At 65.9% G+C, this 23,906-nt stretch carries 18 protein-coding genes; 6 read left to right on the top strand and 12 right to left on the bottom strand.

All coding sequences use genetic code 11. The annotated features are described in order from the left end of the window. Positions 1-3: 3 nt before the first annotated feature. A complete protein-coding gene (locus AC1REM_RS04220) occupies positions 4-798 on the bottom strand; it encodes an MBL fold metallo-hydrolase (RefSeq protein ID WP_492513475.1) in 795 nt (264 codons plus the stop codon). Between the two features lie 107 nt (positions 799-905). On the opposite strand from AC1REM_RS04220, the gene AC1REM_RS04215 reads away from it, so the two are divergent. Genes AC1REM_RS04215 through AC1REM_RS04205 form a run of 3 tightly spaced genes read left to right on the top strand, consistent with a single transcriptional unit; the run spans position 906 to position 3,623 of the window. Next, positions 906-1,559 (top strand): DUF1097 family protein, encoded by a 654-nt coding sequence (locus tag AC1REM_RS04215; protein ID WP_492513474.1) that lies wholly within the window; start codon positions 906-908, stop codon positions 1,557-1,559. After that, a complete protein-coding gene (locus AC1REM_RS04210) occupies positions 1,556-2,221 on the top strand; it encodes a GntR family transcriptional regulator (RefSeq protein WP_492513473.1) in 666 nt (221 codons plus the stop codon). Before AC1REM_RS04215 ends, AC1REM_RS04210 begins: the two co-directional genes overlap by 4 nt. Before the next feature lie 58 nt (positions 2,222-2,279). Further along, positions 2,280-3,623, top strand: a complete 1,344-nt coding sequence (locus AC1REM_RS04205; RefSeq protein ID WP_492513472.1) for a DUF2252 domain-containing protein — start codon at positions 2,280-2,282, stop codon at positions 3,621-3,623. A gap of 14 nt (positions 3,624-3,637) precedes the next feature. Here AC1REM_RS04205 and AC1REM_RS04200 read toward each other — a convergent pair whose 3' ends face one another. The 5 genes from AC1REM_RS04200 to AC1REM_RS04180 are packed head-to-tail and all read right to left on the bottom strand — an operon-like array spanning position 3,638 to position 10,237. Further along, a complete protein-coding gene (locus AC1REM_RS04200) occupies positions 3,638-4,525 on the bottom strand; it encodes a ribokinase (protein ID WP_492513471.1) in 888 nt (295 codons plus the stop codon). A gap of 2 nt (positions 4,526-4,527) precedes the next feature. Beyond that, positions 4,528-6,159 (bottom strand): fucose isomerase, encoded by a 1,632-nt coding sequence (locus tag AC1REM_RS04195; protein WP_492513470.1) that lies wholly within the window; start codon positions 6,157-6,159, stop codon positions 4,528-4,530. Between the two features lie 55 nt (positions 6,160-6,214). Next, entirely contained in the window at positions 6,215-7,714 is a 1,500-nt protein-coding gene (locus AC1REM_RS04190; RefSeq protein ID WP_492513469.1) for an FGGY-family carbohydrate kinase, read from the bottom strand. Positions 7,715-7,717: 3 nt separating this feature from the next. Beyond that, complete coding sequence (locus AC1REM_RS04185) at positions 7,718-9,241, bottom strand: glycoside hydrolase family 183 protein (RefSeq protein WP_492513468.1); 1,524 nt, start codon at positions 9,239-9,241, stop codon at positions 7,718-7,720. A gap of 42 nt (positions 9,242-9,283) precedes the next feature. After that, on the bottom strand, positions 9,284-10,237 hold the full coding sequence (locus AC1REM_RS04180) for a glycoside hydrolase family 172 protein (RefSeq protein WP_492513467.1): 954 nt from the start codon (positions 10,235-10,237) through the stop codon (positions 9,284-9,286). A gap of 296 nt (positions 10,238-10,533) precedes the next feature. Here AC1REM_RS04180 and AC1REM_RS04175 point away from each other — a divergent pair, with 296 nt between their 5' ends. Both AC1REM_RS04175 and AC1REM_RS04170 read left to right on the top strand, forming a co-directional pair. Further along, complete coding sequence (locus tag AC1REM_RS04175) at positions 10,534-11,514, top strand: LacI family DNA-binding transcriptional regulator (protein ID WP_492513466.1); 981 nt, start codon at positions 10,534-10,536, stop codon at positions 11,512-11,514. Positions 11,515-11,770: 256 nt separating this feature from the next. Further along, on the top strand, positions 11,771-12,964 hold the full coding sequence (locus AC1REM_RS04170) for a Cmx/CmrA family chloramphenicol efflux MFS transporter (protein WP_492513465.1): 1,194 nt from the start codon (positions 11,771-11,773) through the stop codon (positions 12,962-12,964). On the opposite strand, the gene AC1REM_RS04165 is transcribed toward AC1REM_RS04170, so the two are convergent. The 4 genes from AC1REM_RS04165 to AC1REM_RS04150 all read right to left on the bottom strand — a co-directional run bounded on the left by AC1REM_RS04165 (position 12,942) and on the right by AC1REM_RS04150 (position 17,320). Next, on the bottom strand, positions 12,942-13,790 hold the full coding sequence (locus AC1REM_RS04165; RefSeq protein WP_492513464.1) for a carbohydrate ABC transporter permease: 849 nt from the start codon (positions 13,788-13,790) through the stop codon (positions 12,942-12,944). The genes AC1REM_RS04170 and AC1REM_RS04165 overlap by 23 nt on opposite strands. After that, entirely contained in the window at positions 13,790-14,716 is a 927-nt protein-coding gene (locus AC1REM_RS04160) for a carbohydrate ABC transporter permease (protein ID WP_492513463.1), read from the bottom strand. Before AC1REM_RS04160 ends, AC1REM_RS04165 begins: the two co-directional genes overlap by 1 nt. Before the next feature lie 53 nt (positions 14,717-14,769). Further along, a complete protein-coding gene (locus AC1REM_RS04155; protein WP_492513462.1) occupies positions 14,770-16,131 on the bottom strand; it encodes an ABC transporter substrate-binding protein in 1,362 nt (453 codons plus the stop codon). Between the two features lie 118 nt (positions 16,132-16,249). Then, positions 16,250-17,320 carry a glycoside hydrolase family 183 protein gene (locus AC1REM_RS04150; protein WP_492513461.1) on the bottom strand — a complete coding sequence of 357 codons (1,071 nt, stop codon included), beginning with the start codon at positions 17,318-17,320 and terminating at the stop codon, positions 16,250-16,252. A 416-nt stretch (positions 17,321-17,736) separates the two neighbouring features. On the opposite strand from AC1REM_RS04150, the gene AC1REM_RS04145 reads away from it, so the two are divergent. Beyond that, positions 17,737-18,594 carry a CPBP family intramembrane glutamic endopeptidase gene (locus tag AC1REM_RS04145; protein ID WP_492513460.1) on the top strand — a complete coding sequence of 286 codons (858 nt, stop codon included), beginning with the start codon at positions 17,737-17,739 and terminating at the stop codon, positions 18,592-18,594. Between the two features lie 69 nt (positions 18,595-18,663). Here the strand turns inward: AC1REM_RS04145 and AC1REM_RS04140 are convergent, their stop codons facing one another. Together AC1REM_RS04140 and AC1REM_RS04135 are read right to left on the bottom strand one after the other, a co-directional pair. Further along, complete coding sequence (locus AC1REM_RS04140; RefSeq protein WP_492513459.1) at positions 18,664-21,408, bottom strand: glycoside hydrolase family 3 N-terminal domain-containing protein; 2,745 nt, start codon at positions 21,406-21,408, stop codon at positions 18,664-18,666. A gap of 3 nt (positions 21,409-21,411) precedes the next feature. Further along, positions 21,412-23,841 (bottom strand): glycoside hydrolase family 3 C-terminal domain-containing protein, encoded by a 2,430-nt coding sequence (locus tag AC1REM_RS04135; RefSeq protein ID WP_492513458.1) that lies wholly within the window; start codon positions 23,839-23,841, stop codon positions 21,412-21,414. Between the last annotated feature and the right edge of the window lie 65 nt (positions 23,842-23,906).

Here is a 23,906-nt window from a genome sequence, read left to right as displayed (position 1 = left end):
GCGTCAGCCGATGCTGCGGTCTTCTTCGCCGCCGGCGCCGTCGGCGAAGAAGCCGATGGCGGCGCGCTGGGGGCGCACGCGGTGCACCTCACGGTCGGTCAGGGAGAGCCCCGTGTCGTGCCCGGGGAGGAGCACTCCCGAGGTCGCGGACAGCAGGGAGCGCAGCCGGTCGATCGTGCGCGTGCTCTGGTCGTCGTCCATGCTCGAGTCGGCGCGCAGCGTCGTGAGCTCATGGATGTTCTTGACGGCGTCACCGGCGAAGATCATTGCCTCACTGGTGCGCTCGGTCAGGAACGCCAGGTGGTGCGGGGTGTGCCCGGGGCTCGCGATCGCATGAATGCCCGGGATGATCTCCTGCCCCGGCGACATGCGCTCGACACCTTCGGTGCGTCGCAGCAGCTCCTGCACATGCAGGTCCGGGATGAACTTCGTGCCCGCCGGCTGTTCGGCAGCCCACGCGAGCTCCTTCTCCCCCACCCAGGTGGTCGCATGGGCGAACATCGTGAAGTTGGACACGTGATCCCAGTGCATGTGGGTGAGCACGACGTCGGTCACATCGTCAGTGGTGAGGCCCAGCCGGGCGAGGCCGTCATGGATGAGCGGGATGTACGCGGGCTGGCCTGCATCGATGAGGACGCGGCGGGTGCCGTCATCGAGGAGCCAGAGACTGCTCCAGCCGAAGGCACCGTGCGAGGAGGACTTGCCCGGGAATCCCTCGACAAGCGGGTGCGCCTGGTACTCGCTCATGACGACTTCACCGCCGTCGACACTGCTCCGTGCATCATCGCCTCCGTTCAATACTATGAACTATAGTATAGGAAAAGTCCAGGGGTGAGCTTTTCGGAACGCTCACGCGCTCGCACTCGATTCTCCCCCTGAATTCCCCATCGAGGCCGAGGTGAACGATGACGACCACGACAGACGACGCTGTCTTGCACACGGTTGACCCCGCGCCCTCCCGTCAGGGACTTCCCCCGGAGCTCGCCGCCACTCTCCTGGCACTCTCCGCCGTACTCCTCGGCGTGATCCTCCACGTGCCCGCGTTCGGGATCTTCTTCGGCTGGGCCGCTGCATCACTGACCTTCGGCATCCCCCGCGCCCGCATCTCGGTCCTCATGCTCTGCCTCGCGGTCGGCGGCGCGTTCGGCGCAGCAACACTCGCCGCGCAGGCCGCCCTCATCCCGGCATTCGGACCCTCCGTGCCCGAATGGGTGAGCAGCCTGCTCACTCTCGCGATCGCCAATCCGCTCATGATCGCGCTCGGCCGCCACCCCCGCTTCTCCTCGGTTCCGGGGATGTTCATCGGGTTCTCCACGCTGCTCGCAGTGCATCTGGGCGGATTCGCTCCTGTGCCCGACAGCATCCCGGTCTCGCTGCTGGTGGCGATCGCGACGACACTCACCGGCACCACGTTCCTCTGGGCCTACCGCTGGCTGACCGCCGCTCCGTCGATCCGCGCACAGGCGACAGACCACAATCCATCAGCCGCCACGCCCCCGCGCGTCGCGGCCACGGCATCACAGGCGGGTGCGAGCCGTCCGCCTAGAATGAGGGCATGATCGAGCAGACAACGACGAAGAAGCCGATCGCCGATCAGATGTACGACGTTCTGCTGCAGCAGTTCATGTCCGGGGATCGCGGCGCGGGGCAGAGCCTCAACATCGGCGCTCTCTCCCGCGAACTCGATGTCAGCCAGACTCCGCTCCGCGAGGCGCTCGCCCGGCTCGAGCACACCGGCCTGGTCGAGCGCGAGGCACTGCGCGGCTACCGCGTTGCGCCCATGATGACTCGCACCGAAGTACAGCAGCTCATGGAGGCGCGCCTCATTCTCGAGCCGACCCTCGCCGAGCAGGCCGCGCTGCGCAAGACCGACGAGTTCATCCGGAAGCTGAAGGAGACCGTCGACGACTTCCACCGCTCCGCGGAACTCGCGGACGTCGAGACGGAGGGCTTCGATCTGTACTGGCGCTCCGACGACCGCTTCCACATGCTGATCGCCGCCCAGTCGGGCAACCGCTTCCTCGAGATGTCCTACGCCGCGCTCGGCGGTCAGATCCAACGTTTCCGTCTGTTCTCCAAATTCGGACGCACCGGAGCGAGCAAGGCGGCACCCGAGCACAGCGCCATCTTCGACGCACTCGTCGAAGGCGACGGGCCCGCAGCCGCCGCGGCGATGCGCGCGCACGTGATCGGCGCGACCGAGCGCCTCCTCGGCAACTGACGACGCGCGGACCTCGACGTCCCGAGGCAGCGCGGACGACACCTGCCAGAATGTCGCCATGATCTCCGCATGGGCGCCACCCCTCTCCCTGGCCGAGCATCGCGAAGCAGGCATGGCCGCCCGCAAGACGACACCGCGGCGCGCCCTCGCTGAGATGAACCCCGGCCGCCGCGATCCACTCGGGATCCTGTCCCGACAGAACGCGGACCGCATCCCCGAACTTGTCCCGCTCCGCATCGAACGCATGGCTGCGAGCCCCTTCGCGTTCTACCGTGGGACCGCGGCGCTCATGGCCGCAGACCTCGCAGAGGCGCCGCACAGCGGCATCATGGTTGCCTCCTGCGGAGATGCGCACGTGTCGAACTTCGGTTTCTACGCCTCGGCGCAGCGCCGCCTCATGTTCGACCTCAACGACTTCGACGAAGCCGCCTGGGCACCGTGGGAGTGGGACGTCAAACGCCTGGCGGCGAGCATCGTGATCGGCGGACAGGCCTCGGGACGCGCAGACAGCGTCGTCGACCAGGCTGTCCTCGCGGCCATCACCGCGTATGCGCGCAACATCGCACGCGCTTCCGCCCTCAGCCCCACCGAACGCTACTTCACCCACTTCGACGTCGAATCGACCACCTCGATGCTCGATCGCGCCTCGCAGAAGGCCACGCGCGCTGCGGTGAAGCACGCCGTCAAGCGCACCGGCGAGCGCGCCGTGCGAAAGCTGACGGAAGCGGATGACACGGGCCGCCTCCGGTTCATCCACCAGCCGCCGACGACGGGACCCGTCGAGCCGGAGATCCTGGAGCGCGTGCACGATCTCGTGGCGCAGTACCGGGTGACCGCGACGCCGGACGTCGCTCTCCTCTTCCAGCACTACGCGATCAGCGACGTCGCCCGCCGGGTGGTGGGCGTGGGGAGCGTCGGAACGCGCTGCTACCTCGTGCTCTTCCAGGACGGCGACGGCAACGCGCTTCTCATGCAGCCGAAGCAGGCAGCGCAGAGCGTGCTCGTCGAGTACGGGCGGATCGAGCAGCCGCGCGACATCAGAGACATCATCGAGAGCCACGGCGAGGGCGGTCGCGTCGTCGCAATGCAGCGCATTCTGCAGGCGCTCTCCGATCCCTTCCTCGGGTCACTCCGCGGGCCGAATTTCGACTACTACTCGCGCCAGTTCCACGATATGAAGGGCAGCATCGAGATCGAGGAACTCGATGACGGCCCTTTCATCACCTACGCGCAGTCGTGCGCCGCCGTGATCGCTCGCGCCCACAGCCAGTCGGTCACCTCCGGTGAGGTCGCCGGGTACATCGGCAACGGCCGGGTCGTCGGCCAGGCGCTTCTCGCATGGGCGCGCGCCTACGCCGAGGTCTCACTCGCCGACTACGCGGCATTCGTCGCGGCGCGCTGACGTCCGCCCCTGCACTACGCGAGCGCGGCGACGATCTCGTTCCGCATCGGCATCGACGAGGCCGCGCCCCGGCGGGTCACGGCGATGGATGCGCCAGCGGTCGCGGCGTCGAGCGCCTCGGCGAGCGGACGCCCGGCGACGAGCCATGCGACCATCACGCCCACGAACGTGTCGCCGGCACCGGTCGTGTCGACGGCCTCCACCGGCCGCGGCGCGACCCGTCGCACGATCTGACCGCGTTCAGCGACGATCGCGCCCCGCGATCCGAGTGTCACGACGACGGTGCCGGCCCTCTCGCTGAGCGCGATCGCCGCGGACTCGGCGTCCGGGGCGCCCGAGAGCAGCATCGCCTCCCCTTCGTTCGGCACGAGGATGTCACTCAGGTCGATGAGGTCGTCGATGCCCCCGCGCGCCGGCGCCGGGGTCAGCACGGTCGTCACGCCCTGTTCGCGAGCGAAGCGCATCGCCTCCGCGATCACCGTGGCGGGACGTTCCAGCTGCACGATTAGGTGGGATGCGCCCTGAACGAGCGCGCGATCCGCCGCATCGAAACCCTCGTGCCCGTTCGCACCGGGAACGATCACGATCGTGTTCTCGCCGTCGTCGGTCACGCTGATCTGCGCGATGCCGGTCGCCGCTTCGAGGGTCTGCAGGCGCGAGTCGTCGACACCGTCGTCGACGAGCCGCGCCCGCAGCCGTTCGCCGAAGGAGTCGGATCCGACCGCCCCGATGAACGCGACATCGGCGCCGGCGCGCGCGGCGGCGATGGCCTGATTCAGGCCCTTGCCTCCGGCGCCGGCCTCGAAGCGCGTTCCGGTCAGGGTCTCCCCCGGCTCCGGTCGCCGTGGCATCCGCACCACCAGATCCATGTTGGCGCTGCCGAGCACGACGACCCCGCCCATGATCAGACCGCCACGTCTCCGACGAGATTCACCGCAATGCCCATACCTGCGAACATAGCCGCCTTCGCGATCAGCGCCTTGTCAGCGGTCTCGGCGTCGGGTGCATAGACGAGCTGGGCGTGGTTGGCCTTGTGGCGGGCCATGAACTGGTCGCGCGAGACCCCGTGCAGCACGACGTGCGCGATCGGCCACTCGGGGTTCGTCGCCTGCTTGCGGCGCTCGGTCTCCTCCTCGGGAAGCTCGATGACGGAGGCGCGGAAGATGTCGGCCTGCAGGATGCCGTCGGCGATGAAGACGCGCGAGAGCACGATCTCACCCGGCTTCGAGACGCCGTTGATCGTCGCGCCGCCCGCAGGGAAGAACACGTGCCCCTGGCGCCATCCCTCGGCGTTCTGCCATCCGCCCAGGTGCGATGCCGGCACCGAGCCCGAGATCTCGTAGACCCAGACGAACTGGCCGTCGTAGTCCTCACCCCAGCGCACGTCGTGCAGGGTGTTGTCGGGCACGAGGCCCATCGCGGTCCAGACACGGTCGGTCACGAGGGCGTCGACGGCGACTCCCTCATCCGCCTCGTTGAAGTGCGGGAATGCACGACCGGCGAACAGCTCCCGCTGCCCGTCGCGAGAGAACACCGGTGGGCGCTCGGTCGAGTTGAGGATGCCTTCGGCGAGGTCAGACGCCGGAACGAGGTCCTTGAGCCCCTGCTGGTACTGGATGCCGACAGCATCGAGGCCGAAGTCGTCGGAGATGCGGAGGGCCGCGATGTACATCTTGAGCTGCCACTGCACCTGCTCGCGGGTGAGCTCGGTCGCAGCGTCCTCACCGTAGACGAACGTCATACCCGCGGCGATCAGCCAGTCGTATGCCGCGTCGGCTTCGGCCTCGGTGACCTCGAGCATCTCGGCGTAGAGCGCCGACTGCGACAGGCGCTCCTTGTAGATGCCTGTGTGGTTGAGCAGCTCGTCGTCGAAGATGGCGTTGTACATGCCCATGCAGCCCTCGTCGAAGACTCCGATGATGGCCTTGTCGGCGAGCAGCCCTGCGGCGAGCGCCTCACCGAGCTGCTTCTCGGGGCTGTCGGGCAGCGTCGGCAGAGCGCGCACGTGCGAGGCGTCGTGGGTGATGGCGCCGGTCTCGGTCCACTCTTTGAGGCCGGCTTTGAACCAGTCGTCGGTGAAGTCGACCGACCAGATCGTTGCGTAGGGCTTGTCCATCTTCGTCAGGCCCGCGTTGAGTCCGAGCAGTCCGACGAGGCCCGGCCAGTCGCCCGCGAAGTTCGCGACCGTCAGGATCGGTCCCTCGTGCGTGCGGAGACCTGCGAGCACGTGATGCGAGTACTGCCAGACGGCCTCGGCGACGATGAGGGGCGCGTCGGTCGGAATGCTCTTGAAGACCTCAAGACCCATTCGCTGGCTGGAGATGAAGCCGTGGCCGGTGGCGGGGTCGACCTCATGTGCGCGGATGACGGTCCAGCCGAGGTCAGCCAATGCGGCGGTGACGTCGGCTTCCATCGCGGCCTGCACGGGCCAGCCGCCGACATTGGCCGCCTCGCGCAGATCACCCGAGGCGATCAGGTACGCGGTCTTCGGTGCCGCCGAGGGGCGCGCGATCGGTGCGGGAAGCAGGTACGTCATGGTGTCTCCGTGATGAATTGCGAAAGTGGTGAGTGTGGGGAATCGGATGCTGCGCTCAGGCGCCGCGCTGGTCGGCAGCGATTTCGTGCACGACGTCGCGCGTGCCGGTGTAGAGGCGCAGATAGCGGTCGTAGAGCTGGTCGTAGAGGCTGGCGAGCGCGGGGTTCGGGGTGATGGTCTGCGCCACGGGGTTCCAGTCGGTGATGACGGGCGCTGTGGCGCCATCGCGAGCGGCGAGCGCTGATGCTGCAAGGAACGCCGCACCGAAGCTCGCCCCGATCGTGATCTGCGGCACCTCCTGTACGAGCCCCGTGACGTCGGAGACCACCTGGAGCCAGAGCTGCCCCTGGGTGCCTCCGCCGACGGCGACGATGCGGCGGATGTCCGCTCCCGCGGCGCGCATGGTCTCGACGTTGTGCCGCACCCCGAGCGCGGTGGCCTCGAGCGCGGCGCGATACAGGTCGCCGCGACCGTGATCGAGGGTGAGACCTGCGATCACCCCGCGGGCATCCGGATCCTGGATCGGCGTGCGCTCCCCCGCGAAGTACGGCAGCATCACGAGACCGCGGGCGCCGGGTCCGGATGCCTCGGCCTCCGCCAGGAGTTCGGGATAGTCGCGTCCCGTGAGGCCCTTGAGCCACGAGGTGAGAGCGCCCGAAGTCGACAGACCGCCCGCGAGGTTCCGCGTTCCCGCGAAGGCACCCACCGTCGTCCACATCGAGGGAGTGCGCAGGGTCTCTGCGCCGGTGAAGACCATGAACATCGTCGTGCCGTACATGAGCATGAGGTCGCCGACCTCGTGCGCGCCGGCGCTGACGGCCTCGGTCCAGGCGTCGACCGTGCCGATGATCACAGGGGTGCCTTCAACAAGACCGGTGAGCGCGGATGCCTCGGCCGTGACGTGTCCGACGATGTCCCCCGCCCACCCCAGCGGCGGCTGCTCGATGCTCCCGGCATAGCGCTGCCACCACGGCTCGTGCCAGGCCTCGCGCTCGATGTCGTAGAGCGGCGTGGTCTGGCTGGCCGACTGGTGATCGAGAACATAGGCGCCCGTGAGCTTGCGCGCCAGCCACGAGGCCGGCATGAACAGCCGGACCGCACGCGCCCAGGCATCCGGGTCCTCTTCCGCGACCCAGGCGATCTTGGGACCTGCAGCCTGCGAGGTCAGCAGCGAGCCGCCGACGCGCGCGATCTCTTCGTCGCCCAGCTCCGCAGACATCTCGGTGATCTGCGCGCCAGCGCGGGTGTCGACGCCGTAGAGGATCGCGGGCCGCACGGGCTCGTCGTTCTCATCGGCCAGCAGCACGCACGGGCCCATACCGCTCACGCCGACGGCGGCGACCACCGCATCCGGCACCGCAGCGAGCAGTTCGCGCGTGATCGCGACGAACTCGTCCCACCAGATGCGTCCATCCATCTCGACCCAGCCGCTTTGCGGGCGGCTCACTTCGTGCGCCCGCACAGCTGTTGCCAGAATCACACCCTCGGGGTCGACGAACACGCCCTTGCTGCTGGACGTGCCGATATCGACCCCGAGGGTCACGGATTGAGACATGCATCAGTCCTTTGTCAATGTGACGTCATCGACCTGTGCCCAGGTGTTCGCTGTCACACCCCACAGCCCCGTGAACGCATCGAGCGATGTCGATGAGCCGCTGTTGAACCGGACGACGAGTCGCGTCCATCCGGTTGAGGGACCGTACGGGGTTTCCGCCACGATGGCTGTCGAACTGCGCACTCCGAAGTAGCCGGCCGTGCTGTTCGCTGAGGTTCTCACCCATGCCGTGAGCGTGTAGTTGGTGTGCGGCGTGACCACCACGCTCTGGTGGATGTCCGTCCATCCCGTCTCTGCAGCGATCCATGCGTTGTTGATTCCCGAGAGTCCCCAGGTCTCCTCATCGAGGCCGCACCCGCCCATGCACTCCCAGGTCGTGCCGATCGTGTCGCGTTCGAAGCTGGGGTCAGCGATCAGATTCGGCGTGGTGACTGTCCCGCCCGCATCCAGACGCACCTTCATGAGGTACACGTTGTAGGGGTGCCACTGCGAGATCGTGAAGTAGAGCTCGCCGTTCGACGATGACGGATGCAGGAAAGGCGCGTACACCCACGGGTAGTCAGCCGTCGTCACGACGGTCTGTGCGGCCGTCCACGCCGCTGTCGGCGCACTCGCAGTCCGAAGGACGACGTCCTCGTTCGCCGAGGTGTACATCATGATCCATCTGCCGGCGGCCGTGTCGTGGATCACGGACATCTCGGAGACCTGCCCCGTGAACAGCGCGACAGCGGCCGACTCGGTACTCGACCAGGTTGAGCCGGTCCAGTACGTGTAGGCACTCTTCACGAGAACCTGCGCTTCAGGCACCCGAGCGAGCTTCACACTGCCGAATCGCCCGCTGGGCGTGCCGAACATGTAGACATAGCCACCATCGCGCACCAGCGCATGCATCTGGAACGAACTGAGATCCGTCGTTCCGTTGTCCCAGGTCGGCCCGCTCGTGCTGTCCCAGGTTTCACCGTTGTCATCCGAGTAGGCGATTCGGGCGTAGTTCGTGGCCCACTCCCCCGGGAAGTCCCAGCTGCGCACCGACATGTAGCTCAGAAACTGTCGGGTGCCCACCGACACACCCGCCGTTGGGATGGTCGTCTCCTCCCATCGCCCGTCTGCGATGGTCCCGCCGTGCTGCGAGGGGATGATCTGCTTCGCATGCCCGGCGACATCCGTCGCCGCCGATGTGAAGCGCATTCCATCGGACAGATCCGTGTCCGTGCTCCGCAGAAGGACGTTGCTTCGCCAGTCCGCGCCGTTGTGCCCGTCGTTCGCATGGCTCAGCCAGGCGCCGTCGTAGGTATCCCCGAACGCGGCGAGCGTCTCGCCGGCGCCGTTGTCCCAGAGCACACCGAGATCTGTCGCTCCGACGGCGAACCGGCCGACTGTGTCGTTCGGCAGGTTCGGCCCCGTCAGGCGCTCGACGAGCACCGCTGGCGTCGTTCCAGAGCTCGCGGTTGCGGGAACCGGTCCGGCGAGCGCGAGTACCACGGTCGCGGCAGCAAGCACGGAGATGCATGAAATCGATTTCTTCATTGGAATCCTTTCACGAGGGAAGTGCGCGGTCGGTGGGGTGCTTCAGTCCTGGGGGTGGCGGGGCGGAGTCGCTCCGACGTCAGGAACGGGAGCGGTTCCGAGATGGATCTCCATGGCGTCCGCAGTCGGCGCCGCAGGTCGCTTCGCCGTCGGGCGATCGAGATAGAAGAACGCCGTCGACGCGATGTCGTCACGCAGCGGCAGGTAGCGCCATCCACTGCGCCATCCGAGCGCCTGAATGTCGACCTTTCGAATGCCGGATGCGAAGTGGATGGGGTCAGGGAGGTGCCAGCGGTACATGCCGAAGCGCTGCTGACTGATGTAGAGGCCGTCGGGTTTGATTACCTGCGGCATCCCCAGATAGGGCGTCGAGAACTCGGTGTACCCCTTTCCGGGGATGTCGAAGTTCCATGCTCCACCGAAGTAATCCTCGGTGCCGGTGCCGCAGATCGTGGGATAGTCGACATCGTCGTCCAGATAGAACTTGATCTCGCCCTCACCCCACCAGCCGTTCGAGTTCACACCCCAGGCCATGTAGGTGCCGACGTACTGCCCCTGGCCTTCGATGTCTTCCAGGAGCACGTGCGGAACCGCTTCCTCAAGAGGGTTCGAGCGGCGCCACTGGGCGTGGAAGTAGGCGTCGTTCGACACGTCACCGCCCAGTTCGTAGGTCACCTGGTAGTAGACGCGGACGTCGACGACCGAGGTGTTCTCCAGGGTGAGACGCGCGCCGTCGCGGAAGGGCATCGGCCAGTAGGAGTTGAAGCCGCCGTGCGGGTTTGCGGCGATCACGTGCGAGTCGACCTGGGTGAAAACTCCCCAGCCATTGCAGAAGAAGTCACCGTAGGGAACCTCGACGGCCGGCTCCTCTGAGCCGTCCCAGTAGGCGCGGAGAACGAGGGTGCGCCAGTTGTCGACGTGCGTGGTGATCCAGATGTGGGTGATCTTGCCCGAACCCTCGATGTTCGCGAGTTCCAGCGTCTGACCCGCCTTCACGTCGACGCTGGGCGAGATCTTCCAGCCGGGCCCCAGGTCGCGCGCGCATGCGGCCCCGGTCCCCTCGGTCGCCCGCCCCCCGCCACCGGCGGCCCCATCGAAGTTCTCTGGTGATATCGATCGCGTCTGAACACTCCTCAGAGAGGAGATTCCATTCAGGGCACCGACGACAAAATCGCTTTTCATCTTCACTTTCCTCTACCTCTTCCTCGTTGGAGAGACTAGAAATCGATTTCATAAGTGTAGGATGGAGCCATTGGTTTGTCAACGATCGCTGCCAAGCGACAGGAGGCATCGTGTCCACGATCTACGAGGTTGCGCAGCTGGCCGGCGTCTCCCCTGCGACGGTCTCCCGGGTCTTCAACGGACTCCGCGTCTCCGAGGAGAAGATCCGCGCCGTCCGCACGGCTGCAGACACCCTGAACTTCACACCGAACCGCACGGCACGCACCCTGCGCCGCCAGGCATCCGAGCTCATCGCGCTTGTGATCCCCGACATCGAGAACCCCTACTTCACCGAGCTCGCACGGGGCGTCGAGGACGTCGCCTCCGAAGCCGGATACTCGGTCGTTCTCTGCAACTCCGACTCTCAGCCCTCCAAGGAGAGCACATATCTACAGATCGCCGTCTCCGAGCAGATGGCGGGCATCATCCTCGCGGCCGCCGCCGACAGCAGCGACCTCACCCCCGTTCTGAACGCCCGACGGCCGGTTGTCGCGGTCGACCGCGCCACGCGATTCGACGTCGATGGGGTGCTCATGCCCGATCGAGCCGCTGGCCGCACCGCGGCATCCGATCTGCTCCGCGCCGGATACCAGCGCATCGCCTGCATCACCGGCCCCGAGCACATCGAAACGGCAACGGAGCGTGCAGCCGGCTGGCGACAGGCGGTATCGGAAGCAATGAGCAGCGCCGATCTCGACGAGCTGCTGGTCTTCTCCGACTATCACGTCGCGGGCGGCCGAGAGAGCATGGAGCGACTTCTCGCTCTCCCCACGCCCCCGGATGCCGTCGTCGTGACCAACAATCTGATGGGCGTCGGAGCGATCCAAGTGCTCACCGAACGGGGACTGACTCCACCGGAGCTCGGTGTCGCGGTCTTCGGGCCGTTGCCCTTCAGCACCCTGTCACCGACCGCACTCACCGTCGTGAACCTCCCGGCCCGCCACATGGGTGTGACTGCGGCGAACATGCTGCTGGACCGCATCCGCGGCGATCTGCAGCCGACACGAACGGTCGTCCTGCACAGCCAGATTCAGTCGATGGCCGGCAGCTAGCTGCTGCTGCTGCTGATCAGGAGGCTGTTGACGCTTCTGAGTGGTGGTGGCGCGGGCGGGTACGATGAGCGGTATGTCGAGCCCTGAATCGGACACTCAGGGGCTTTCGGTCACGCCGTCAGCCCCTCACCCCAGTTGAGTTCCTAGTCCTGCTGCTCTTCGCGTTGCGCGGAGCACGACGCTCGGGTGCCCTTTGGGCGCTGACCGTGGTGACGAGACGTTCACTTGTTCGTACTCTCGCTTCGGAGCTCTCTCGATGCCTTTCACTCTCTATCTTCTTGCCCTGGTGGTCTTCGCCATGGGCACTTCTGAGTTCATGCTCGCAGGCCTCGTGCCCGACATTTCCGCGTACTTCGGTGTTTCCGTCGGGACAGCCGGTCTTCTGACATCGGCGTTCGCCGCCGGGATGGTGATCGGCGCACCTGCGATGGCCGCGTCTACTCGCCGCCTCCCAGCGAAAGCGATCCTCTTGGGTTGCGTGCTCGTATTCGCGCTGTCTCACGTCGTGGGGGCGCTCACACCGGACTTCACTGTTCTGTTCATCACACGCGTGGTCGCGGCGATCGTCAATGCGGGCTTCTTGGCAGTGGCGCTGGGGGCAGCGTCGAAACTCGTGGCACCCGATGCCAAGGGTCGGGCTGTGGCGGTTCTGCTAGCGGGTACCACTGTCGCAACAGTCGCGGGCGTTCCCGCGGGTGCGCTTCTTGGCACGGCGCTCGGTTGGCAGTCGACGTTCTGGGCGGTCGCACTTCTCTGCGCGCCCGCTGCGATCGGCATCGCCACGGGCTTCACCGCCCCCGCGGAGGGTTCGCAGAAAACGGAAGCGTCCCCGCCACCACTGCGGGAGGACCTGGTTCAGCTTGCGTCTCCGCGTCTCATTCTGACGATGCTGCTCGCCGCTCTGGTGAATGCGGGGACCTTCGCCATGCTGACCTTCCTTGCACCGATCGTGACGGATGTCGCCGGTTTGAGCCAGTGGTGGGTGTCAGTGACGCTCGTGTTCTTCGGCGTCGGCTCCTTCATCGGTGTCACTGTTGCGGGACGACTCTCGGATGCCCGCCCCAGACTTGTCATCGTGACCGGCGGAAGCATTCTCCTGCTCGGGTGGATCGCGTTGGCGCTCTTCGCGACGAACCCCGTTGCCCTGCTCGGGCTCGTTCTCACGCAGGGCGTCCTGGGGTTCGCTGTAGGGAGCACACTGATCACGCGAGTGCTCTACGCGGCGGCGGGTGCGCCGACAATGGCCGGATCTTACGCGACAGCGGCACTCAACGTGGGGGCCGCGGTCGGCCCCGCCCTCGCTGTCGGCGCACTCGGCGTTGTTCCCGGGGCATTGGGGCCAGTCTGGGTGGCTGCGGTCGCGACCGCAGCCGCGTTGCTGCTCGCGGTTCCCCTTCTTCGGCTGATCGCGCCCGCGGAAGGCGGGGCTACTTCAGCCCAGCCATCTTGATGTTGCCGATGATCTGCCTCTGGAACATGAGGAAGAGGAGGATCACGGGGGCTGCGGCCAGCGCAGATCCCGCCATGAGCATCCCCATCTCCGTTCCTCTCTCCGAGCGGAACGTCGCCAGGTACTGCTGGAGAACGAACTGCTCCGGGCTGGTGATGGTGAGGATCGGCCAGACGTAGGCGTTCCAATAGGCGAGGAACGCGGCGATGCCCATCACCACGAAAGGAGGCTTCGACAGGGGGAGGAAGAGATAGGCGAAGATCCGGATGCGACCGCAGCCGTCGAGCATGGCCGCCTCCTCGAGGCTCGCCGGGATGCTCAGGTAATACTGGCGGATGAAGAAGATGCTCCCCGCGGTCGCGGCACCGGGAATCACCAGTACCGCGAGCGTGTCGAGCATCGACAGCTTGGTGACGACGATGAAGCTTGTGAGCAGAATCGTCATGCCGGGGACGAACAACGTCGTGATCACGACCACCCAGAGGGCGCGTTTGAATGGGAACTCGAGTCGGGCGAACACGTACGCGGCAAGCGAGTTGACCGTCAACGAGAGAAGTGTGAACAGGATCGCACCGAACAAGGTCCAGACCAGCGTACGGAGGAAGGTCGGATCCGTCAGGATCTCGACGTAGTTGCTCCACAGCCACACTTCGGGGAAGAACTGAAAGGGACTCGCCACGACTTCGGTCTTCGACTTGAATCCGGCGATGACGAGCCACGCGAGCGGGAAGAGCGCCGCGCCGATGAACACGAGACCGACGAGGCCTTTGGCGAGCGCGCCGGCGATCCTTCCGGCACTCATACGCGAATCAGGGGTTACAGCCATCAGTCGACCAGTTTCTCGGAGTTTACGAAGCGGAACACGACGGCGGATACGGTGCCCAGCACGACGAACAGCAGCAGGGCGGCAGCGATCGAGTATCCGGCGTTCATGTCGAATCGGAAATGGTTGAAGATGAAGAGATTGGGGAGCATTGTCGAATCCAACGGCCCCCCACCGGTCATCACCAGCGGCAGTTCGAACTGCTGGATCGCGGCCACGATGCCGGTGATCAGAAGGTAGAGGAGAACGTTCTTCATCTGCGGAATCGTGATGAATCGCGTCTTCTGCCACCAGTTCGCCCCCTCCATCGCGGCGGCCTCGTAGAACTCCTGGGGAACGTCGACCATCGCGGCGATCATGATGAGCGAGGTCAGGCCCATCCCCAGCCACACTGCGGGGATTGCGATCGCGAGCAGCGCCCACGCGGGATCGCCCAACCATGCGATGGGTTCCACCCCGAAACGCGCGAGCATCCAGTTCAGAACGCCGCCCGAGTAGTTGTAGATGATCGCGAACACGATCGACGTGATCACACCCGAGATGATCGTCGGGATGTAGATGCTGACCTTGAGGACGTCGGCGAATCGCCGCGAGACGCTCACCACGAGGCTCGCGAACAGGAACGCGAGGACGAGCATCGGAGGCACTGTGAGCAGGACGAACACGAATCCTCGACCGATGGCAGCCCAGAACGCACCGTCTGCGAGGACGTTCTGATAGTTGCGGAAGCCGACGAACTCGGGATCGGAGTAGAAGCTCCAGTCCTGGAACGACAGGAACCCCGCGTACACGGCTGGCCAGATGATGAAGATTGCCAACAGCGCCACGGCGGGCAGGAGCAGCACATAGGCGACCTTGGCGTCGCGCAGAGAACGGTTGCCTGCCCGGCCCGGACCGGACCGCTGAGCTCGGATTCGGATTCCGGTCACTGTCTCACCTCACAGGATATGGCGGGGCGCGGTCACCCGCGCCCCGCCGGGGTTCACTTGGAGACCTGCGCCGGCAGGTCGTCGCGCTCGATCACAAGGCGGATGGCCTCCTCAGCGGTGCGAACGGCATCGTCGGGGGAGGCGGCGCCCTTCATGATCGACTCGATCATCGTCCCGACGGCGAACGAGACATCCCACGGGTAGGTCGGCTCGGGAATGGCCACCGGGGCGATGTCATCGAGCAGCACAGAGGTCCACGGCACACCGGCCTCAGCGGCCCCAGCTGTCACCAGGTCGCGCACGGACTGACGCACAGGGACCTTGGTGAACTGGGTCTCCTCGAAGAAGGGCACGAGGAGCTCGGGGTCGCCGGCGAGCGCCCATTCCACGAACTTCCCGGCAGCCTCGGCGTGCTTCGTCTTCGCATCGATGACCCACTTGTAGTTGCCCAGCGTGCTGGTCGTCTGACCTTCGCTGCCCGGCATGCTCACGAAGGCGCCGATCCCGACGCGGTCGAGCATTTCGGGATAGTCGACGCTCATCTCAGACATCATCCAGGAGCCTGAGACCTTGAAGGCGACGCTTCCCTCTCCGAAGTCCTTGACCACGTTGTAGTGCGCGAGCGCCTGCTTCGGGATGAAGCCCTCATCCCAGAGCTTCTTGTAGTTCCCCGCGAGGGCGCGGTATCCCTCGCTGTCGACGTTCGGCTCTGACCAGTCGTCGGTGAGTGCGAGGCCACCGGTAGCGTTGACCTGCTGGCCCCAGCTGGTCCAGGCGATGTCACCGGCGTCCTGCGCTGTGGAAAGGCAGAACTGCCCGTCGCTGAGGGTCGGCTGGATCTTCTCGCACGCGGCGAACAGGTCGTTCCACGTCTTCGGAGCAACCTCGGGGTCCAGCCCTGCAGCTTCGAGCATGTCCTTGTTCCAGTAGAGGACGACCTGCGGCTCGAGCAGCAGCGGATAGGAATAGTAGGTGTCACCGATGGCCGCGATCGGCTTGGCCTCGTCGACGATCTCCGCAAGCGCGGCGTCCGAGACGATGCCGTTGAGCTCGTGGTACTGGCCGGCGGAGACCGCCTGCTCGATCGCACCGGGAACGGGGTACAGATCCGGCGCCTTCCCGGCGGCCTGCGCGGCCTTCATCTTCTGGTCCCAGGCGTCGCCGGGCACCTCGGTGACGACCACCTTGACCGCATCCTGCGCGGCGTTGAACTGCGCGACGACGTCCCGATACCACTTGTTCTCGGGCTCGGAGAAGGTGCGATACCAGAAGTTGACGGTCTCGACGCCGTCCTCCGCCGCGTCTCCTGCCGCCTGTCCCGGCGTGCTCGATCCGCAGCCTGTCAGGGCCAGGGCTGCCGCCGTCGTCAACGCACCGAGGGTGACCCAGCGCCGTGAGCGGGATGTGAATGTCATGTGTGCTTCTCCTTCGACTGGGCCGACTCACCCATGAGCCGGCTGGTGCGCGACGGTTCGATATGACTTCGGGATCGTCATCGTCGCGAAAATCTGATCCGGGTTGCGCCCCGTCGCGCTACTGCGCAGCGCCCTCATCGAGTCGGTCGAGATCGACGGACATCCAGAAGACGTTGTAGGGCCCCCACAGTGACAGGGTGAAGTAGATCGTCCGTCCACCGTCGGTCGTGTACCGCGGGTTCATGTAGGGCGAGTACAGCACGGGGTACTCCTCGGGCGATGCAAGCTCGATGGCATCACCCCACGGCCCCCAGGGCGTGATGCCCTCACGAATGTATGCCGTGCCCTCGTCGGCATACGTCATCAGCCATCGGTCGAGATGGCTCGACCACATCACCGAAAGCTCACCGACCCGGGGGTCCACGACAGTGACCGCGTCGGCGATCTCCGCCGACCAGGTCGGATCGCCGTCTTCCGCGACACCTGCGAAGTACTGGTAGGCGTTGAGGCTCTCCACCGCGGTATTCTCCGCGGCGACCCGCATGAGTTGCACGCCTCCGTATCGACCCGCGGGGATGCCCCAGAGATAGACGTAGTCGGCGCCGTCCTCGTTCACCGTCGCCGCGGCGACCTGAACGAAACCGGACCCGCCGTCCCAGCGAACGCCGGTCAGCTCGGACCAGGTCGCCCCCTCGTCCGTCGAACGGAGCAGTCCGGCATGATTGGCATCCCATACACCGGAGACACCCCAGTGCGAGACGGACATGTAGTGCACGTAGAGCACGCCGTCGACGGCGAAACCGTAGGTTGGAATCTTCGTCACCTCACCGGTGCCGTCGTTCGGCGCATGGTCTCCCTCCGCGAGTGCCGCCGCGAGGCCGAACTCGTCCGTGGGCGTCCATCCGTCGAACGCAATCCCGTCCCGCGGGTCGTCGTCCGTCGACCACGCAGCGAGGTTGGAGCGCCACAGGTCTCCCCCGCCGCCCCACGCGTCGTCTTCGCGGATGCCGTAGCTGTCGCCGAAAAGGAAGAAGGTCTTGTCGCCGAGATTGACCATCGAGCCGAGGTCCGTGCCGACCACCCCGAAGCTCTCGGTGTCATTGATCGCACCGGGGCCCGTGAGCTGAGCGATCTGCGTCAATCCGCTCACGCCCTGCAAGACGAAGGGCTTGTCCTGATTCTTGTCCACTGTCACGCCTCCTGCTGCACAGCCAACGCTGGCTATGAAACCGATGACAATGAGAATCGCAAAGTAGCACCAGCGCATGTTTGCCCGCCTCACGTCATGATCCACATCGGTCAATGATTGAGAGAGTATCCGAATCGAGCGATCTTCGCAATCGATTTCACGAAGCTAGTCCTCCACCTCGCCAGGGCACGCAGGAAGAGTCGCCGAGCAGTCCCGGCTATGGATCTTCAGATCGGCCCTGCGCCCCTACCTGCAACGCGACCCCTCGGTGCCCTTGTTCTTCCCGAGAGCATCCGCGTGCCCTCATCGCATCCGTAATCGATTTCAGGCGAGTGTGCTCTTGTGGGTCGAGAGCACTTCCGTCACCATGTTCCCGACGCGCACATAACGGTGCAGCGCGGAGAGCAAGGGGAACCATGAGCGATTTCTGGACAAACCGCGAAGGATTCTGGAACCGTGGAGGGTGGTGGAAAGCGGTCCTCGTGGTCGCCGTCTACCTTGTCGCGTACGTCGCCATCGGCCAGCTGATCGGACTCACGCTCGGCCACACCATTGCAGATGGCGGGCCATTCGCCAACGCATGGAATGTCTTCCTGCTGCTCGTGCTCCCCATCGGGGTCGGTGCGCTTCTCATCGTCGCGTTCCTCGCAGCCATCCACTGGCTCACCCCGGTCTTCGGCCGTCAGCCGATCGCCGGCCGACCGTGGATGTGGATCGCTGTGGGGGTCGTTGGCTATCCGATCATCCTGCGCTTCATCGGCATCGACTACGGCAGATTCGAACCGGGCGTCGTCGCACTCACGCTGCTGGCGGGACTCTTCATCGGCATCGCCGAAGAACTCGTCACGCGCGGCGCGGCCGTGACCCTGTTGCGCAAGGGCGGGTACAAGGAACTCGTCGTCGCGGTGCTGTCTGCCGCGCTCTTCGCCTCGATGCATTTGGTCAACGCGATCGGAAGCGGCTTCACGATCACCGTCGCCCTCACCGTCGTCTACACGTTCTTCTACGGAATCTGCATGTACGTCGTCATGCGTGCGACCGGATCCATCGTCTGGGCCATCGTGCTGCACGCGCTGACCGACCCAACGCTCTTCCTCGCGACGGGCGGCATCGACACGGCCGTGGAAGGCTCGCAGAACATCTGGCTCACGATCGCCGGAACAGGAAACTGGGCGGTCATGATCTTCGGCGCCGTCGCACTGTTTCTCATTCGCGGGCGCGTCTCGACCGACACGACCATCGACGAGGGTGCGTTCGCGGCGAAGCCCGCCTGACCACCGTCCACACACGGCGCAGGGCCCGGACACTCCGAGGAGCATCCGGGCCCTGCGCCGTGACCAGGATCAGTCGAACAGCTCGGTACGCAGCAGCGCATAGCTGATGGCATGCACACGGTCGCGCAGCCCCTCGCCGACGCCCACCGGGTCGGCGTCGTACGCCTGCTTCGTGGCCTTGATCGTGGAGCTCGGCAGCATGGCCAGCATCCAGTCGTTGCCGTAGCGCACGGCGAGAGCCGGATCCATGAAGCCGCCCAGCACCGCATCCGTCGATACGACACCGTCGAAGCCCCACTCGCCGCGCAGGACCTCCTGCAGCAGCTGCTCGTTGCCGCCAGCCCACCGCCCGCCGATGTTGATAAACGACGACATCGCGCCATTCGCCCCGGCATCCTTGACACTGATCTCGAACGGCCGCAGGAACAGCTCACGGAATGCCTGTTCGTCGAGGAAGACGTTCACTCCCGGAGCCCGGGCGTTCACCTCCTGCTCGTTGAGTGCGAAATGCTTCATGAAGGTGAGCACGTTCTTGCTCTGCGCGCCAGCGATCATGCCGGCAGACATGTTCCCCGAGACCAGCGGGTCCTCAGAGAAGTACTCGAAGTTGCGACCGCCCATCGGGGTGCGGTGCAGGTTCTGCCCCGGTGCGTACCATCCCTCGACGCCGTAGGCGTTGGCCTCGGCGCCGACCGCGTCACCGAGCGCGAAGGCGAGCTCGTCGTTCCAGGTCGATGCGACGACCACGGCTGTCGGATAGGCCGCGGCGATGACCTCGCCGAACACGAAGCTCAGCCCGGAGGGGCTGTCGAGCAGCTCGGCCGAGGGAATGCCGAGGCGCTCGATGGCGGCGGTGCGGTAGGCGCCGGTCGCGAACATGCGGATCTGCTCGTCGACGGTGAACTGATCGAGGAACAGATCCCATTGCGGGTCGTCGACGTCGAGACCGGCGAGATCTTCGAGCTTCAGGCCGTTATCGGCGCCGGTCGTGGGTGCGTTTCCCTCTGACGGCGTGATCTCGGGGTTCATCGCTGCCAGCACCGCGTCGGATGCCTCGCTCGTGACGTCGTCCGCGGTCGGCCACGTGCCCTCCCAGTCATCGCGTGACAGATACGTGAGGTCACCCTCGGCGTAGCCGAAGCGGTTCTCCAGCGCGGCCGCCGTCACGTCGTCTGTCTCGTACGCGACGGTCTCTGCGATCTGAATCGGGAACGAGGCGACGGGTGTGTGCACATCGGTCGAGATCGCGATGTCATACGTACCGGCATCCAGCACGTATCCGCCACCGCCCGAGGTGTCCCACGAGGCGATGTCGCGCAGCGCGAACTCCACCGCGACGGTCTCCGAAGCGCCCGGCGCAAGCAGCGAGGTCTTCGCGTAACCCGCCAGGGTGATCGCCGACTTCTCAATCCCGCCCGGCGTGTACGGAGCTGCAGCGTAGACCTGGACGACGTCCTTGCCGGCGACGTCACCGGCGTTCGTCACCGTGACGTCGACCCTCACACCCTCATCGCTCACGACAGGCGCCGTGGCAACCCAGTTGAAGCTGGTGTAGCTGAGGCCGTAGCCGAAGGGATACTGCACCGCGGCCTGGTAGCCGGCCTCATCGTCGACGTACCGGGTCTCGTAGTAGCGGTAGCCGACGTAGATGCCCTCTTCGTACTCGAGCAGCGCACGGTTCGCGTTGTCGTAGCGGTAGTCGCCGAAGTTCTCGGTCGCCGGAGCACTGTCGATCTCGTAGGCGTAGGTGTCGGTCAGGCGCCCCGACGGGTTGAGGTCGCCCGTGAGGATCTTCGCGAGCGAGACGGCACCGCGCGGCCCGGGGGTTCCGATCCAGATCGCACCCGTGATCTGCGGGTACTCATCGAGGAAGCCGAGCTCCATCTGGTTGCCCGAGTTCACGACGACGATCACGTCGTCGAAGTTCGCGGTCACCGTGTCGAACAGGGCGCGCTGCTCGTCAGTCAGCGTCAGCTGCTGCGCCGTCATGTCGGCGCTCTCGACGCCGTCGTTGCCGATCACCAGCAACGCCGTGTCGGAGTAGTCCTTGGCCTGAGCCATCACCTCGTCGGTCAGGTAGTCGGGTGCCGGCTCTTCGACTCCGCCGCCGGCGAGCATGCTGATGATCGCGAACAGACCGTTGGCGCTGGCCTGCTCGGTCTTCGCGCCCGCATCCTGCATCGTTGCGTAGAGGTCGGTGTTGTACCGGATTCCCTGGTCTTCGAGCGCCTCGTAGAGGCCGACGGAGCGCGACTGGTCCGAGGAGCCCGACCCCGATCCGCCGAAACGCAGATTGAACGACGCGAAGCTGAACACATTGACGTTCTCGTCTGCCAGCGGCAGCGCACCGTCGTTCTTCAGCAGCACGAGACCTTCATCGCTGATCTGCTCTGCGACGACGCCGCCGTGCTCGCGAGCGGCGACGCCTGCTTTCGACGACGAGTCGATGGTGATCGACATCAGGCGGCTGATGTCCGAGACGATCGGCGCCAGCAGTACGGCGATGACCGTGATGAGGGCGACCACGATGCTCCAGCCGACGATGCGGCGAGGACGGTGCTTGACTTTGCGGTAGACGCGTTCGCGACGCTTGTCCTCACGGAGCTCCGCCCGGGTCATCCCGGCCCGTGCCTCGGCACGCTGCTGCTTCGCTTCGCGCTTCGCCGCGCGTTCCTCGGCGCGACGCTGCGCCTTGGCGGCCTTGCGGTCCTCCGGCGTCATCGCCTTCAGCTCGGCACGCCATTGCTTCGCCTGCTCGCGCTCCGCGGCGACGCGTACGAGCGCCTCCTGCTTGATCTCTTTGCGTGTTGCCACGACCTAGTCCTTCCTCCGCGTACGAGCGGTTCGTCGTTGGGCGATCCATGCGCGCACGAAGTGTCGCGCCCCACGCCAGAAATGTCGGTTGACCATGAGGAGCAGGCCCTCGAGCATGTCGTCGGTCACGGATCCGCCCGAGAGCCGAGCGATCGATCGGAACGGCAGGTCGAGGGCGAACCGGGTGTTGTTCGCGGCGAGTGGGCGTCCGAGGCGCATGAGCAGGCGACTCGTTCCATCGATCGCCCCGTAGAGCACGCTGGCGAAACCACCGCGCCCGCGCGTCTGGGCGACGATGTCGTCGCGCGTGAGCGGCCGACCCGTCAGCCATGCGGAGTCGGGCAGTTCGCGGCCGAGAAGTGCGGCGAACTCATCGCTCGTGACCTCGGTGACCTGCCCGCTCACGTAGCGAGAGAGAGCGGATTCCTCTGGCACGCCCAGCGGCGCGGCATCCACGTCGAGAGGCGCACGAAGTCGGATGTCGCGCGATGACGCACCGACCAGCACCGTGTACGCGCCGCCGACCTCTCTCCAGTCGTCGAGATCGGCGTCGAAGACGTCGAACGCGTGGTCCGCGTAGGCGATCTCGACCGACGCCGATTCTCCTGCCGCAAGCGCGACCTTAGTGAAGCCGCGCAGCTCGCGTGGTGCGCGAATCGTGTTCGCGGCAGCATCCGGAGCTTCGACGTACAGCTGCACTGTCTCGGTGCCTGCGCGATCGCCGGTGTTCGTCACCGTGACCCGCGCCGAATCCCGACCCACGTGCAGATCGGAGTACGCGAACGACGTGTAGCTGAGACCGTGCCCGAAGGGGAAGCGCACGGCGGCGCCCACCTTGTCGAAATAGCGGTAGCCGATGTAGAGATGCTCGCGATGCTCTGAGGTGGCATCGGCGAGACCGAAGGTGCGGGCCGAGGAGACATCCTCGTAGCGGATCGGGTAGGTCTCGGCCAGACGCCCGCCGGGGTTGACCTGTCCGGTGAGCACATCGGCGACTGCGCGCCCACCGCCTTGACCCGCGAGGTAGCTGTGGACGATCGCTGCGACATCATCGGCGAAGGGCAGCTCCACCGGCGCCCCTCCCGCGAGCACGACGACGACGGGCACATCGAGCGCCGTGAGATCGCGTACCAGTGCGAGCTGGTTGTCGGCCAGACGCATGTGCGCGCGGTCAACACCTTCGGCCTCAGCCGACTCATCAAGGCCGAGGAAGAGCAGGACGACATCGGACTGCCGCGCCAGGCGCACCGCGCGTCGACGACGGCGCTTCGCGGGGCGGTCCATCCGCGCGAACCCGGGCTCATAGCCCACGATGCGAAGATCCGTCGCCCGCAGTGCATCGAGCGCGGAGTCGACCCTGGTCGGATTCACGAGCGAGCTGCCCGCGCCCTGGTATCGCGGCGTGGCGGCGAAGTCGCCGATGACGGCGACCCGTCCGGAACTCGCGTCGAGCGGCAGAGTGCCGCCACGGTTCTCGAGCAGCACGATTGACTGCCGGGCCGCTTCGATGGCGAGTTCGTGGTGCGCATCGTGATCGACGGCGGATGCCTTGCCCGGCAGTGATCGCTCGATCAGGGTGAGCACCTCGCCGACCCGTTCATCCAGCACGCCCTCATCGAGCGTGCCGGCTTCGACGGCGGCGACGACCTCGCGATCGGTGACACCGTCGGTTGACGGCATCTCGAGCGCGTTGCCCGCGATGAGCCCGGCGACGCGGTCATTGTTGCCACCCCAGTCCGTGACGATCAGCCCGTCAAAACCCCAGCGCGTGCGAAGGATGTCATCGAGCAACGGCTGATTCTCGTTCGCGTAGACGCCGTTGACCTTGTTGTAGGCGCTCATGACCGTCCAGGCGCCGCCCTCGGTGATCGCGATGCGGAATCCCTCGAGATACGTTTCGTGCAGTGCCCGAGCATCGACGATCTCATCGATGCTCATGCGGTGCTTCTCCTGGCTGTTGACCGCGAAGTGCTTCACACTCGCGCCGACCCCCTGGGACTGAATGCCGCGAATCAGCGCCGCAGCGAGTGCGCCTGACAGCAGCGGGTCTTCCGAGAAGTACTCGAAGTTGCGGCCCGCGAGCGGGTTGCGCTTGATGTTGAGACCCGGCCCCAGCAGGACGCTGACTCTCTCTGCGGCAGCCTCGGCTCCGAGCGCTCCCCCCACACGAGAGACCAGCGCACGATCCCAGCTGTTCGCCAGCGCTGAAGCGGTGGGAAAGCAGGTGGCGGGGATGCTCGCGTTGAGGCCGAGATGGTCGGCGGCACCGCCCTGTTTACGCAGACCGTGCGGTCCATCGGTGAGCATGATCGACGGCACGCCGAGACGGTCGATCGCCTTCGTGTTCCAGAAGTTCGCTCCCGAGGTGAGCGACGCCTTCTCGGCCAGCGTCATGCCCTCGATCGTGCGCGCAGCATTGCGGGAAGTAGCCATGATTGGCTACATTAGCCCAACTTCCACCACCTGGTGGAAGTTGAACGAGTATTGCCTCGATACGC

The organism is Microbacterium sp. GW823-FHT02G05, from assembly GCF_058797175.1.
The sequence above is the reverse complement of the archived record's forward strand: the minus strand, read 5'-3'. Positions and strand labels throughout refer to the sequence as shown.

Coding starts and splice junctions, on each gene's coding strand:
- AC1REM_RS04210 (WP_492513473.1), top strand. CDS start 1,556: ATGATCGAGCAGACAACGACGAAGAAGCCGATCGCCGATCAGATGTAC.
- AC1REM_RS04135 (WP_492513458.1), bottom strand. CDS start 23,841: ATGGCTACTTCCCGCAATGCTGCGCGCACGATCGAGGGCATGACGCTG.
- AC1REM_RS04165 (WP_492513464.1), bottom strand. CDS start 13,790: ATGGCTGTAACCCCTGATTCGCGTATGAGTGCCGGAAGGATCGCCGGC.
- AC1REM_RS04155 (WP_492513462.1), bottom strand. CDS start 16,131: ATGACATTCACATCCCGCTCACGGCGCTGGGTCACCCTCGGTGCGTTG.
- AC1REM_RS04195 (WP_492513470.1), bottom strand. CDS start 6,159: ATGACGTACCTGCTTCCCGCACCGATCGCGCGCCCCTCGGCGGCACCG.
- AC1REM_RS04170 (WP_492513465.1), top strand. CDS start 11,771: ATGCCTTTCACTCTCTATCTTCTTGCCCTGGTGGTCTTCGCCATGGGC.
- AC1REM_RS04185 (WP_492513468.1), bottom strand. CDS start 9,241: ATGAAGAAATCGATTTCATGCATCTCCGTGCTTGCTGCCGCGACCGTG.
- AC1REM_RS04200 (WP_492513471.1), bottom strand. CDS start 4,525: ATGGGCGGGGTCGTCGTGCTCGGCAGCGCCAACATGGATCTGGTGGTG.
- AC1REM_RS04205 (WP_492513472.1), top strand. CDS start 2,280: ATGATCTCCGCATGGGCGCCACCCCTCTCCCTGGCCGAGCATCGCGAA.
- AC1REM_RS04190 (WP_492513469.1), bottom strand. CDS start 7,714: ATGTCTCAATCCGTGACCCTCGGGGTCGATATCGGCACGTCCAGCAGC.
- AC1REM_RS04215 (WP_492513474.1), top strand. CDS start 906: ATGACGACCACGACAGACGACGCTGTCTTGCACACGGTTGACCCCGCG.
- AC1REM_RS04145 (WP_492513460.1), top strand. CDS start 17,737: ATGAGCGATTTCTGGACAAACCGCGAAGGATTCTGGAACCGTGGAGGG.